The sequence below is a fragment of the Octadecabacter sp. R77987 genome (assembly GCF_042466115.1).
Classification (GTDB): Bacteria; Pseudomonadota; Alphaproteobacteria; order Rhodobacterales; family Rhodobacteraceae; genus SW4.
Window position 1 is genome coordinate 3,070,089 of record NZ_JAXHBQ010000001.1, and the last position, 13,321, is coordinate 3,083,409.

Consider the following 13,321-nt stretch of genomic DNA (forward strand, 5'->3'; position numbering starts at 1 on the left):
GGTCGGCAGGGCTACGCGCCAGCGGGTCGCACGTGCGAGTCGCGCAGAATGAGCGGGCATTCCAGTCGCACTTGTGGCATTTCGGTGTGATCCGGTGACAGGATATATTCCGAGCACCACTGGCCCATTTCCCGATGCGGCAAGAGCACGGTCGACAGGGCAGGGGACAGGTGCTGGGCGATCTCCTGATCGTCATAGCCCATGACGGCGATTGATTGTCCGATGTGCTCTCCTTGTTCTTTCAGTGCCTCGTAGCAGCCGACCGCCATGAGGTCGTTCGCGCAAAAGATAGCATCGGGCCGTGTCGCACCGGCCAGCAGTTTCAAGGCCGCAGTTCGCCCGCCACTGGGCAGGAAATTGCCTTCGACAATCAGGGACGGGTCAACCGGAATACCCGCAGATCGCAACGCACGTTCATAGCCTTCCATGCGCTGGTCCGAGGCTTCCATCCATGTCTCGCCTGATATGAACGCGATGTTTTTGTGTCCCTGGTCGATCAGGGCTTTCGTGGCCACCTCGCCGCCGCGTCGTTCGGCCGGCACAATGGACGGCAGGCGGCCCTCGGTGTCATAGCAATTGAGCAAGACCGCACGGTGCCGTGTCAACGCGTCTGGTGGCGTCACCTGTCGGGTCAGGATCGAACCATAGACAACGCCTTCGACACGATCAGCCGACCATTTGCGCAGGATCGCAGATTCGTAGGCCGCGTTGCCACCCGTCATGACGACCTCGACCAGAACGTTATGTTTCCAGGCTTCTTCCTGCACCCCCTCGATAGAGATCGAGGCGAAGGGGCTTGTGGCGATTTCGTCGAACATCAACCCGATAATCCGATGACCTGCGGCTTTCGGTGGTCTGCCTGCTGCGCGGGGTCGATATCCCAGTTCGCGCACAGCCTCCAGCACCCGGCGTCGGGTCTCGGAACTGATCCGCATGGTCTCCTGACCATTTAACACAAAAGAAACAGTGGATTGGGACACACCCGCTGCAAGGGCGACATCCTTCATCGTGACTTTGCTCGGTAGGGGATCGTTCTTGTCGGTCATGCGGGCCCTGAGTTTGTTCTTGCCTGCAGCTAATAAATATTGCTAATAATTTTAGCACAAGAAGAATCGGCTGTTTTGGGAGGAACACATGTCGAAAGGGAGGGGGCCACGCCGTCAGCTGTCGCAGGTGCAAGCCGCCTGGCTGCTCTTGCTGCCTTTCCTGTCCGTTTACGCCTTGTTTCTGATTTACCCGTTCTTTCGCGGCATCTGGATCAGCCTGCATGACTGGAACCTGTTGGCCGTGGCGTTCAACGCCGATGCCAAAGAGTTCGTCGGGGCAAGGAACTACATCCGTGTCATGTGGGGCCAGAATATCGAATGGTCGGCATTGGCCAGCCCTGTTCTCCAGGCTCTTGGGGTCATGGGGCTTGGCCTTACCATCTTCCTTCGCCGGATGAACCGGGTGAGCAAGACAACTTTCATCGCGCTGGTGCTGGCGTGTGTCTTGCTCTTTTTCCTACCAGGGTTTCATCCCGGCGAAGGGGGCCGGTGGTATGACCGTCGTTTCTGGCCCACGGTTGGCAACACATTGGTGTTCGTCGGCTTTGCGGTGCCCGGTGTCACGATCTCGGCTTTGCTTCTCGCGGCCGCTCTCAATCAGGAGACGCGGGTGATGTCGGTCCTGCGCACTATCTTTTTCCTTAGTCAGGTGCTGTCCGTCACGGTTGTGACCCTGATCTGGCAGATCATGTTTTCGCCCCGTCAGGGGCTGATCGCGAATATCACCGAAGCCTTTGGCGGATCGCCTATCGTCTGGCTGACGGATGAACGCTTCGCAATGGCGGCAATTGTCATCACAACGGTCTGGTGGTCGCTTGGCATTGCAATGATCCTGTTTCTGGCGGGGCTGCAAGACATCAGCAAGGACCTTTATGAAGCTGCCGCGCTGGACAATGCGACCGGAAAGCGGGCGTTCTGGTATATCACCCTGCCCAACCTGAAGCGCACGATCACCGTGGTGATCATCCTGCAGATCATACTGCATTTTCAGGTGTTCGGGCAATCCCACCTGATGACAGGCGGCGGCCCCAACGACACGACGCAAGTGCTGGTGCGCTACATCTATCAGACGGCCTTTCGTGACAGCGAACTGGGCCGTGCATCGGCCATGGCAGTGTTCCTCTTCGTGATCATGGGGGCGTTTTCGGTCCTGCAGTTTCTGGCCGGACGCGAGGACGACGCATGATGAACCGTCGGTATTACTGGCTTGTGACGGCCCTGTCGCTTCCGGCGTTCCTTTGGCTGGTTCCAACGCTTTGGATGGTGTCCCTGTCGTTCCAACCCAATGACGTTCTGGCCCGCACGACATCCTCGACCGCCTTCGGGTTGGTCCCATGGCCCTTCACGGCGGACAATTACGTGGCGCTGTTCGCGTTCGGCCAAACGCCCATGTGGTTCCTGAATTCGCTGATTGTCGCGGTCGGGATGACGCTGGGTGTGCTGGCCGTGTCCTGCACTGCGGGCTATGCGCTGGCGCGGCTGGACTTCCGGTTCAAGTCGCCCGTGATGATCCTGTGTCTGATCGGGTTGATGGTGCCCGAACAGGCCGTTTTCATCCCGCTCTATACCATGTTCGCGGACCTTGGCTGGCACAACAGCTATCACGCGCTGATCCTGCCGCGCATGGCCGTGCCCATTGGCGTGTTTCTCATGATGCAATTCTTCAAGGCCGTCCCAAGCGACATCGAGGAGGCCGCACGCCTTGATGGTGTCGGGTGGCTGCAGATCTTCTGGTATGTGATGCTGCCATTGGCCCGTCCGGCCATGATGACATTGGCCATCCTGACGTTCCTTTATGCGTGGAACGATTATCTCTGGCCGCTCGTCTCGGCCCAGCAGCGCGAATACTTCACCATCACGCTGGGCCTCGCATCCATTCAATCGAACTTTGCACAATCGGAAGGGCTGGGCCGTGTCATGGCCTCCGGGGTCATCGCCTCGCTTCCGGTCGTGCTGCTTTTCCTCATCTTCCAACGATATGTGGTCAAGGCGATGACTGCAGGTGGAAGCAAAGGATGAACCGGAACGAACGTTCCACAACACCAACTGGGAGGAGACCCATGAAACACCTGTTTATCGGAGCCGCCATCGCGGCAGGAATCACAACCACGGGCGTATCCGCGCAAGAGATCACGCTGGGCCGCTTTTTCGGGGCTTGCGAGGACGCGGGCACGGACACGAAAGCCTCGGTGGGTGAAGCCTGTATCATCCAGTCCATCATCAATGCCGCCGATACCGAAATCGAAGGCGTGACGATCAACACATTGCCGACCGATTGGGGCAACTACTACGACCAGATTAAAGCCGCCTATGCCGGCGGCACAGCACCCGATGTGCACGTCATGCACCGCCACCGTGTGCCGGAATTTGCTGGCCTTGGCGCGATTGCGGAAATTTCGGGCGACCTTGCGGCCGCGGGCATCGACCCGTCCGACTGGTCCCCCGCCGCACTGGACGCCGTCAGTTTTGACGGGGGCATCTACGGTGTGCCGATGGATTTCCATGCCAACCTTTGGCACGTCAACATGGACCTGATGGAACAGGCCGGACTGGTTGAAGACGGCAAGCCCGTCCTGCCGACGTCGCCCGAAGAACTGCTGGCCCATGCGCAGCAATTCAAGGACGCAACCGGACAGGACTATCTTGCCGCAGACTTTGCCCAGTTCCCGCTTGGGGTGCGCACGGTTCTGGCCCTCTTGTGGCAGCAGGATGCGAACATCTTTACAGATGACGGCACCGCCACGATCAACACACCACAAGCGCAGGCTGCCGTGACTGCAATCACCCAGTTGTTTGATGCCGACCTGGCAGACCCGCAACTCAACTATGCCGACAGCCAGCAGGCGTTCCTGAACGGCGAAGCCGGTATTCTGGTGAATGGCACATGGGTCGTTGATTTTTACACGGCAGAAGCGGCAAAGGCGGAAACCGGCTTGAATACCTATTTCGTCGCCGATTTCCCGACCCTTTTTGCAAACGGCGCAACATGGGCTGACAGCCATATGTGGGCGATTCCGGCCTCGATCGAGGGCGACCAGCGCATGGCCGCGTTAAAGGTTCTGGCCTTTATCAACGACCATAACATCGACTGGGCCCGCACAGGCCACATGGCTGTCAGGACGTCGGTTCTGGAAAGCGACGAATACGCGGCCCTGCCGCACCGCGATGAATACACCGGCACCGCCGCCATCGCCCGCGATACGCCACCCAGCGAACGTTACGGCGCGATCCAGGATGTGTTGAACCGCGAGCTTCAGGCCATCTGGCTGACCGGCAAGGACGTGCAAGCCGCCCTGGCCGATGCCGAGATCGAAGTGCAGGACCTGCTGGACCGCTAAGCGACACAGCCCTGTCCCTTGATCGGGGCAGGGCGTTTGATGACTTGATCAAGGGGAAGGTGAGAATGGAACGCTGGAGCGAAGCCAAAGCAACTGCATGGTGGGCCGCAAAGCCCTGGATCTGCGGCTTTAACTTCTTGCCCTCTAGCGCCGTCAACTTCCTCGAGATGTGGCACCCCGATACCTTTGATCGTGACACCATCGCCCGCGAACTTGGCTGGGCGTCCGATATCGGGTTCAACGCCTTTCGCATCAACCTGCACTACCTTGTCTGGAAACATGACCGCGACGGGCTGCTCGAACGCCTCGACTGGATCATCGGGGTTGCGGACCGGCTTGGCATTGCCACTGTGCCCTGCTTCTTCGACGATTGCGGCTTTGGTGGGTCCGAACCCGAATACGGGCCCCAACCCGCCCCGATCGAAGGCGTCCACAACAGCCGCGCGGTGGCAAGCCCCGGGCGGGCCAGCCTGCTTGATCAGGCCGAATGGGCAGGCTTCGAGGCATATGTGCGTGACGTGGTTTCGGCCCATCGCTTGGACGCGCGCATTCTGTTCTGGGATCTTTACAACGAGCCCGGCAACCGGATGATCTTTGGCCCCACCGGTTCACGACAACACGCGCCGGATTTTACCGCCGCCAGCCTCAGGCTCATGCAGTCCAGTTTTGCATGGTGCCGGGACGAACGGCCAACACAGCCCGTCACGGTCGCCGCATGGGTGACGCCGCTTCCCGGTGCCGCGGGCGATCCGTATCAAAGCGAAATCGATCAGGCCGCACTGGCCTTGTCGGATATCGTGACCTTTCACGCCTACTGGGACACTGATCACGTCGAAGGTTTCATAGGCTACCTGAAGGCCCACAACCGACCGGTGCTGTGCACCGAATGGATGGCCCGCCCCATCGGCAGCCGCATTTGTGATCAGTTGAAACTGTTCAAGAACTCGGACGTTGGATGTTTTCAGTGGGGGCTGGTGCAAGGACGGACGCAAACGCACCTGCCCTGGCCTGCCGATCTGGTAGAAGCCCACGGCGGAGAGGCTGATCGTTCAGTTTGGTTTCACGATCTGCTTGACCGGTCCGGACAGGCCTATGACCCGGTTGAAACCGCCGAACTTCAGCGGCTGACGCTTTAGGCGGCAGCCGTCCTGGCGCGCCTTGGGGCCGGTCGCATCGATGTTTGCAACATTGCGCGCGGTTTACCACGCCAAAACAAAGCTTTGAAAATGGTGGGCGACCCTGGAATCGGACTTATGTCAAAGCGTTGGATAAAATTAATCTATTAAAATCAGACACTAAAGGAACTTTGAGTCTAAGGCTGGGTCGTGAGCGTGTCCAGAATCTAGTGTTTTGTGTCCAGCAATGAGTGCCGCGACGCACTTGGTAACACTACCTGACAAAGGTCTTGGACTGTTTTCCTAAAGCTAAGTCCAAAACAACTTTGTCCGCTTTGCATATCATGCAACACTACATGTTGTAGATTAGTCAATTTTGAGTGCATCATAATAAGCAGGCAGACGGTTAATTACCTGAACGCCCGTACCGTCCAGAAATTCCCGTGTATCCACGGGCCTGGACAACTGAATTTGGAGTAGGTCAGATGGGTTCCCTGCAAAATCATGATGCTTCGGCGGTTGCAATCGCATTTCAGTTCCAGCAGCGGCAAGCTCTTTTCGAGCTGTTCGGCACAAATGATGACGAGGCAGCAGTGGCGGTAGAAGCTCTAGACGATATTCAACTGAATCTAGACGGCCAGACTCTCATTGAGCAAGTCAAGCACTCGATCAAACCAAATCCCGCGCCAATTACACTTAAGTCGAAAGAGCTTTGGACGACTTTACGAATTTGGTGTGGCTTGGTGTCTAAAGTTGATCTTGACGCTGTGAGATTTGTTTTCATCTGCACCACGTCTGTACAAGAAGGTTCGCCATTGTTGGCGCTGGAGCAGGATGGTTCTGACCGCACCGCGCTCATCAAAGCTCTTGATGAGGAGGCCAGCCGTGTGCTGTCAAAAATCGAGGCAGCAAAAGTTACGAAGGCTAAACCTCCTCATCAAGACAGAGCCTTAGGGATAGAAGCGTGGCTTGATCTGGCGAACGACGAACGCGCGGCTCTGCTTTCACGGATCACGCTTCGAGCAAACACTGCCACTGCACATGATCAAGAAACAGAGCTTGCTAAGACACTTACACAGTATCCAGTAAGTCACCGAAATAAGCTTTCGGAGCGTATTCTTCAGTGGTGGGACTCTCAGATGCTAAGATCGATGTTAGGCTCACGTCCTAAGTTCGTAGGACGATCCGAAGTTTTGTCTGAGCTTTCGCAATTACATTCAATGCTAGAGCAAGATCAGTTCTTTGAAACTTATTCGTCTAAAAGGCCGCCACCCGTATATGCGACAGATCAAATGTTGGCACGGCAGTGTGAACTGGTGGGTGCATCGTCAAAGACAACCAATAGGGCACGGCAACTAGAATGGCAGGCTCGTAGCCAACGGGCAGAGTGGGCTAATGAGTCGCCGTCCAAGCGGGATCGATTGACGACTTATGATGAGACACTGGTTCTAGAGTGGGAGGCCGAACACGATATTGCCCAAGAGCAATCTGATTTAGAGAGTGAAGCCAGCATGAAAGTAAGTGGTCATGATGTTCTCACGTGGGCCCTGAAATGTAGCGTCGTGGAAGTTGGCAGTATCGATCATTATACCCTGCCACCGTTCTATATTCGAGGTTCGTATCAGACCCTTTCGATTTCAGGCAAAGTTGGGTGGCATCCTGACTACAAGAAACGGCTAGGATTCGAATGATTGGCGAAACTTATGATATCTATGCCGAGGCTAACCCAGCATTTGTCGCTTACCTTATCCATAGGTTTGTAAAAAAGTACGATGTCGCAGCAAAGGGATATCCTCACATAAGCTTGGTTTACGTCGCTATACCCATAGGTATGTCAGGAAGACTTGGGTCAACTTTTGACTCAACAAACTCACGCACTGGGCTTCTGGCATGGCTTAGTCGATTTCCTGAAGTTCGGATTGGTCTTAACCAAAACATCATTGCCAGTCAGAGGGTCATCGCAGATGGTCTGAAGGCTGCAATACTCAGTAGGCTTATTAAAGTAACCGAGGAGGGCTATCTTGAACTGGGTGAAGCGAAGGGGCCACCCGAAAGCCTAAAAACGTCATTGCCTGATGGCCCCAAAGCGGTAGCGGGTCGTGTCGAACGCCTAGGTACGTGGCTTGGGAAGGCGGGTTCACCCGCTGCCGTGTATTCTGCCTTGGAGGTCAACCCGTGAGTGAGCGTTGGAACATAATCGAAATTGCGTTCTATGGCGTTGGAGATCGCAGGCGAACACTTACGCTCCGACCTGATGACGTTTCAATCCTATCTGGGCGTTCAGGAACTGGTAAATCGGCAGTTTTGGAAACCATCGATTACTGCCTTGGGTCAAAGAGTTGTAATCTGGCGCACTACGTTCGTCGAAGGTCGTTAGCTGTCGCCCTGCATTGGCGGCGTGGCGACGTTGATATGATTGTTGGGCGGGAGGTGCCAGATAGCGGTGTCGGCACAGGGCAGATGTTTTTTCGGACTGGCCTAAATCTCAGCTTGCCCAGTTCTCATCGGCTTCTGGAGGGCCCTGTGCCGATCTCAGAGGCTAAGAAGCATATCGAACGTGCGTTCGGGATCGTAGACTTAGAGGATGCAGATACCGAAGAAAAATATACTGTTGGCCGCGCCACTGTTCGGCATGTCACTCCATATCTTTTCCTCAATGCCGATGTGATCATCAGTAGCGAAACAACACTGCACGACCTCAACAATCCGAATAAAGCGCGAGATGTACGGGCTACTCTTCCATTCTTTCTTGGAGCGGTGAACCAAAGAACAGTTCAGGCACAAAGGGAACTCCGCAAATTAGAAAACGAACTTAAGCGTCTGGAGCGTCAGGCTAAGGGTCAGGAAAAGGCCCGTTCATTGGTAACGGACCGTGCGATGAGCCTCCTAGCACAAGCCAAGAACATAGGAATGGCCGAAGAAGACTTCGAGGATTTTTCTGAAACGGATATGCTCAGCGCGTTGACTGCGGTGTCTAGTATTGATGTGGAGGCGATCACAAGCGTTGGTGCAGATGAGCTATCTATCCTTGAAAGCCAACGACGCGAGACGCTCTCATCAATTCAAAACCTGAGGTCAGAACGCGACGCTCTCAAGGCACTAACTCGCGACGCAAAAGGGTTTGACCAAGCCGTGGTGGGGCAAAAAGCGAAACTGGATATCGTGAGCCACCTAAATCTTTCAGCAGACACATGCCCAGTCTGTGATCAAGAAACAGACTTGGGCGGAAAACTGGCTCAAAGCATTGGTAATGCGCTGTCCCAGATTTCGTCAGAAGTGGCAGCCATACAACAAGCGGCCCCTGAGCTTATGAACCAACTTGAAGTAGCGGAAGGTAGAGTAACGTCTGCTTACCGAGACCTTAGGGAGATCGAAGCCCAAATTCGCGCAATCATCCAGCAGAACGAAGCACTAAGGGGAGCGAAAGACCGTGCCCAGGCCAGGGCTTTGACAAAGGGGCGCATCATTCAGTTTCTTGAAACTACGACAGAAGACTTCAAGTCAGAAGTTGTAGACCTGAAGGGAATGCGGGACAGAATTGAAAGACTGCGAGACCTCGTTGATCCTCAGGCCCTCCTCGACAGTCTGGCTGACGCGACAAACATGGTATCAAACTACTCCACTGAAATGGTTGGCGCTCTTCCGTCTACCGAGCCACTTGCAATGGCCCGACTACAGTTCAATGCACAAGCCGATGTGCATGTAATTGAGCCTGAAGAACGAAGACGAATTTCACTCGCATCCGTTGGTTCTGATCAAAACTATCAGAGCATCCACCTTGCGCTGTACTTTGGTCTTCATCGCCATTTCGCTTATGCAAGTTCGCCAGTGCCAGGGCTATTGGTCATTGACCAGATTAGTAGACCCTATTTCCCATCAGATTCTGATGATGAACGCCCCATAGAGGAGAGAGGCAAGGACGAAGAAAGACGGGCATTAACACAGGTGGTAGATTTTATTTTTGCAGAGACAGCAAAGTCTCAGGGACTTCAAGTTCTTCTTATCGAACATGCATTCATCGAAAACGATAAAAGATATGTAGACGCTACGATAGAGCGATGGACTGGTGAAAGCGGGATAAAGCTCATTCCCGAGGATTGGCCGCAAAGGGACTAGAATTACTTTGGGTTCAAACGTCTTCATGACCTGGAGATCGCAGTTGTGAAACTGTCAGAGTCTCATTGCACAAGTGGGTCCCAAGAGACCGCTATGGGGTCACGATTTTAGTACGTGCTTGTCGGTATAAGGGTTCTAAAACTGTGTCAGCGGTGGGCCAAACCTTGTGCTCTACCAATCATGGAACCTTCGTCTTTCCCTTACACCGAGGGTAGCTCACGCACCCCAAGAAACGACCATATCGCCCTCGTCGTTCGACCAGCCAACCGTTTTCGCATTCTGGACAGCTTTGGTACTCCGCACCACATTTGCAAGTCTTTAGTCCAGACTTGTCCCGCTCTTCGGGCAAGCCGCTCCCGCAGTTCGAGCAAGCATTCAGTGAAAACCCACATAGGTCGGCATGTTCACATCTGTACCAGGTGCGACCGTCCTTGGTTGGAAAAGCCACAAGATGGCCGCCGCATTCTCCACAAGTGTGGTTCGCCTGTTCCGATGCGCCACTGCCAACGACACCGTATTCAGGATCGTCCAACAACTCAGTGACAAAGGCTGATTGCTTGGAAGCCGACCCCATTAGCGTGACCGTATGACGGGCGCGGGTCAGGGCGACATACATCACACGTCGCTCTTCTGCGTTCTCGAACGGTTCGGCGTCGGGCGAAACCAGACTGAGCAGTGGATCATCGACGATTTCAGATGGGAACCCTGTTCGGCCTCGATAGAGATTGAGCAGGATCACGTGGTCCGCTTCTAGCCCCTTGGATGAGTGGATCGTCCTGAATGATATGTCGAGTTGGGGGAACTCTCGGCGCAACTGAGGGAGGTTGGATGGTGCCAGATACCTGTATCGCCCCAGAAGCAGCACAGACCCCCTTTTGCTCGCCGATGCAGCGCCTTCATGTAGCGAATGCAAGACCTGTTTGAGTTTGTCATCGGCGTCATGGCGGAACGTGGATACCACCTTCAGGGCTGGAGCATCGGTGGTTCCCGCAGAGATGACGATTTTGTCAAGTTGGGCAGGGTTCTGAAGAACAAACTTCTTTGCTGCATTTGCGATCTGGTCCACCGACCGAAAGGTCCTGCCAAGATCGACGACACGATGGACATCAGATCGCCCACTAAAGACACCGCCAAACTCCTTACCGAAACTACGCATCAGATTGATGTCTGAGCCCGCAAAACGGTAGATGGATTGCCAGTCGTCACCTACAGCGAAAACCCTCGCATCATCGTGCTGTGCTTTCAGCGCCTTGACCAAGCGACCACGGCTTCGGGAAATGTCCTGAAACTCATCCACCAAGATGTGCTTGAATGGGCTGCGATAAGTTCCGCGTTCCACATAGTCGGACGCCCGTAGGATCATGTCTTCGAAATCGATACGGCCATCCAACCGTTTCTGATACTCGGCGTAGAGCGGCTCAAAGATGGACAAGAATGCATTGGCCCGTTTGCCCAGTTTCATCCTGCCTGCTTTGTCAGCACACTCTGACAACTGGTATCCGCCCCCCTTATAATGACGAAGGAACGTCCCGATAAGCTGCACAAAGCTATCAGCTTGATTCATCTCTACGACGAGATCGAACAGGGCTTCTCGTGATCTTGGACTAGGCGTCTCAAACGGTGCGATCTTCTCCGCCAAAGCTGCAAGCAGACGACCTTCTTCACGCTCATAGCTGAACGTCTCAATCAAAGTTGTGTCGTGTTCGTCGTGAACTTCACGCTTCCAGGTCATGCCCTCCAAGTATTCGTCACGATCAACGAAGGGGGCGGTGGTCAGATGATAGGTGCCATCATTCTTTTTGGTCCGTCGCACACCAAAATGTTCGATATAAACACCACTGTTCGTGAGGCGGAAATCTGGACAGTAATCGCGGTACCCGCCTTCTGACACCTTATGTTCATAGTCGGGTTCATATTCGTATTCGATCCCGTTCTCGAACAGCCAGTTGGCAATCATCAACTCTTCGAAGCTTTTGACCTGTTCGCCCTGTAGGGTGCGGAGGTCTACTTTTTCGATGTAGGTGTAGTAGTCGTGTTTTTTCTTGAAATCCCACTCGGTCTTGCCTTCCAGGCGGGCATACGAGAACCATCCAATGATCGATTTGGACACAGCGGCTACCGTGTGGACCAGATCGCGGAGGATGTCCCTGATCAGCGCCATGAACGCTTTGTCGTCTGTTGCATGGGCAGCCAAGGCGGGCTTGCTTCCCTCCACGATCCCGATGATGTCATAGGCCAGCGAGTGAAACGTGCGGGCTTCCAGTGGCTCGCCACAGCGTTCTTCGATCCGCTCAGACATTTCCTTTGCAGCGTCCCTCGCAAAGGCTAGGAGTAGAATTTCTTCAGGCTGCCTGATCCCCGATTTGATCAGGTATCCAGCTTTAGCGGTGATGACACTTGTCTTGCCTGACCCTGCACCTGCCAGTACGAGAGTGGCGTCTTCGTCAGCGATGATCGATGTGCGCTGTTCTGGCGTCAGTGGGTTGCTTTCAAACGTGTCAAAGAATGCTTCCCACTTTGGCAGTTGTTGTGCCTCAAACGTGTTGATTGCGCGTTCCCGCATGGCAACCGCGTTTTGCACGAACCCTTGAATCGTTTGAATCTGACGGAAAACTTCACTGCCAACCGCATCTTTCGACAGTTTCGACAACAGTCGATCATCCAGAGTCCGTGCCTTTTCGAGGCTTGATGACAGATGACACGCCGAGGGATAGCGCGATGGTTCTGCCAATTCGGCCAGACACCCTAGGATAGCGTCAACGGTAAAGCGTTCGGCTTCGAACCGTCCATTGTTGTAGGAGGTCCACTCGGCATTGATGGTTTCCCCGAATAACCACGCATCGCGATGCCTGGCACCCCGAAGCGCGGCAGTCGTTCCGTCATCAAATGAAAGTTCTATCGTGCTGCCAATGTAACCTTTGGTGACAGCGGGTGCCGTCAAGAGATTTGCAATTGGGATAGTTCGAAGCCGCCGAGCAGCTACCCGCAACTCATCCCTATCAAACTCAATGCTGCGGGGGTGAATACCAAATGGGTTTGTGAGGAGCCCCAGGAATGGTCTGGCCTCAATCCTCTTCAAACAAATACCTCAGACATTCATTCTGGTTTCCGTAGCACTTGGATCAGCTACTGTGATCTGGTTTTCATCAATCGATAAACTGATGATCGGGCTATTCCCAGCCGCTTTCTAATTTGTGTAGGCGTAAGCCCTTCGTCACGCAGTGCTTGGACTTGCCGATGATCTATTGACGGTGGTCGACCTTTGAACGGGCTGTCGCTCCCCTTGGCCAAAGCAGCATCGATCCCCTCACGCTGCCGTTCTGCACGGATGCTGGCCTCAAACTCACCAAAGGCCCCCAGGATAGTGAAGAACAATCGTCCAGCGGGTGACGAAGTGTCGATGGGCTGTTCCAACACCTTCAGGTCCACCCCCTTCTGCTCCAAGGTCTCGGTGATCTGCAACAAGTCACGTGTGGAACGAGCCAACCGATCTAGTCGGGTGCAAACGACGGTATCGCCTTTGCGGATACCACGGCTAAGAAGTTCTTCCAGTGCAGAACGGCCTTCACGTTTACGGCCCGAAGCCTTCTCCAGGTAAAGATGTTCACGGCTGACACCTGCGTTCGTCAAAGCGTCGATCTGAATGTCTAGTGACTGAGATCGTGAACTGACCCGACCGTATCCGATAAGTTCTCCCATTCATGCA

Annotated in this window: 10 protein-coding genes; 7 read left to right on the forward strand and 3 right to left on the reverse strand. The window is 54.6% G+C overall.

The features are described 5' to 3' along the window. Window positions 1–11: 11 nt before the first annotated feature. Entirely contained in the window at window positions 12–1,046 is a 1,035-nt protein-coding gene (locus SJY21_RS15560; protein ID WP_377512805.1) for a LacI family DNA-binding transcriptional regulator, read from the reverse strand. 88 nt (window positions 1,047–1,134) lie between these two features. Between SJY21_RS15560 and SJY21_RS15565 the strand changes: the two genes are divergently transcribed. The 7 genes from SJY21_RS15565 to SJY21_RS15595 all read left to right on the forward strand — a co-directional run bounded on the left by SJY21_RS15565 (window position 1,135) and on the right by SJY21_RS15595 (window position 9,615). Continuing rightward, window positions 1,135–2,232 carry a carbohydrate ABC transporter permease gene (locus SJY21_RS15565; protein ID WP_377512807.1) on the forward strand — a complete coding sequence of 366 codons (1,098 nt, stop codon included), beginning with the start codon at window positions 1,135–1,137 and terminating at the stop codon, window positions 2,230–2,232. Then, window positions 2,229–3,065, forward strand: a complete 837-nt coding sequence (locus tag SJY21_RS15570) for a carbohydrate ABC transporter permease (RefSeq protein WP_377512809.1) — start codon at window positions 2,229–2,231, stop codon at window positions 3,063–3,065. The genes SJY21_RS15565 and SJY21_RS15570 overlap by 4 nt, the downstream gene beginning before the upstream one ends. Before the next feature lie 41 nt (window positions 3,066–3,106). Continuing rightward, window positions 3,107–4,384 carry an extracellular solute-binding protein gene (locus SJY21_RS15575; RefSeq protein WP_377512811.1) on the forward strand — a complete coding sequence of 426 codons (1,278 nt, stop codon included), beginning with the start codon at window positions 3,107–3,109 and terminating at the stop codon, window positions 4,382–4,384. Between the two features lie 65 nt (window positions 4,385–4,449). Next, the gene (locus tag SJY21_RS15580; RefSeq protein WP_377512813.1) at window positions 4,450–5,520 is read left to right on the forward strand and encodes a hypothetical protein; all 1,071 of its coding nucleotides are present in this window, start codon (window positions 4,450–4,452) and stop codon (window positions 5,518–5,520) included. A gap of 464 nt (window positions 5,521–5,984) precedes the next feature. Further along, entirely contained in the window at window positions 5,985–7,190 is a 1,206-nt protein-coding gene (locus SJY21_RS15585) for an ABC-three component system protein (protein WP_377512815.1), read from the forward strand. Further along, a complete protein-coding gene (locus SJY21_RS15590) occupies window positions 7,187–7,678 on the forward strand; it encodes a three component ABC system middle component (protein ID WP_377512817.1) in 492 nt (163 codons plus the stop codon). The genes SJY21_RS15585 and SJY21_RS15590 overlap by 4 nt, the downstream gene beginning before the upstream one ends. 344 nt (window positions 7,679–8,022) lie before the next feature. Beyond that, window positions 8,023–9,615 (forward strand): DUF3732 domain-containing protein, encoded by a 1,593-nt coding sequence (locus SJY21_RS15595; protein ID WP_377512819.1) that lies wholly within the window; start codon window positions 8,023–8,025, stop codon window positions 9,613–9,615. A 178-nt stretch (window positions 9,616–9,793) separates the two neighbouring features. Here SJY21_RS15595 and SJY21_RS15600 read toward each other — a convergent pair whose 3' ends face one another. Both SJY21_RS15600 and SJY21_RS15605 read right to left on the reverse strand, forming a co-directional pair. After that, window positions 9,794–12,556, reverse strand: coding sequence for a UvrD-helicase domain-containing protein (locus SJY21_RS15600; protein ID WP_377512821.1), 2,763 nt, complete (start codon window positions 12,554–12,556; stop codon window positions 9,794–9,796). A gap of 185 nt (window positions 12,557–12,741) precedes the next feature. Next, window positions 12,742–13,314, reverse strand: coding sequence for a recombinase family protein (locus SJY21_RS15605; RefSeq protein WP_377512823.1), 573 nt, complete (start codon window positions 13,312–13,314; stop codon window positions 12,742–12,744). Window positions 13,315–13,321: the final 7 nt, after the last annotated feature.

What these genes read in the sequence shown, in the direction of transcription:
- SJY21_RS15605 (WP_377512823.1), bottom strand. Translation starts at nt 13,314, where the DNA reads ATGGGAGAACTTATCGGATACGGTCGGGTCAGTTCACGATCTCAGTCA.
- SJY21_RS15575 (WP_377512811.1), top strand. Translation starts at nt 3,107, where the DNA reads ATGAAACACCTGTTTATCGGAGCCGCCATCGCGGCAGGAATCACAACC.
- SJY21_RS15590 (WP_377512817.1), top strand. Translation starts at nt 7,187, where the DNA reads ATGATTGGCGAAACTTATGATATCTATGCCGAGGCTAACCCAGCATTT.
- SJY21_RS15565 (WP_377512807.1), top strand. Translation starts at nt 1,135, where the DNA reads ATGTCGAAAGGGAGGGGGCCACGCCGTCAGCTGTCGCAGGTGCAAGCC.
- SJY21_RS15570 (WP_377512809.1), top strand. Translation starts at nt 2,229, where the DNA reads ATGATGAACCGTCGGTATTACTGGCTTGTGACGGCCCTGTCGCTTCCG.
- SJY21_RS15585 (WP_377512815.1), top strand. Translation starts at nt 5,985, where the DNA reads ATGGGTTCCCTGCAAAATCATGATGCTTCGGCGGTTGCAATCGCATTT.
- SJY21_RS15560 (WP_377512805.1), bottom strand. Translation starts at nt 1,046, where the DNA reads ATGACCGACAAGAACGATCCCCTACCGAGCAAAGTCACGATGAAGGAT.
- SJY21_RS15580 (WP_377512813.1), top strand. Translation starts at nt 4,450, where the DNA reads ATGGAACGCTGGAGCGAAGCCAAAGCAACTGCATGGTGGGCCGCAAAG.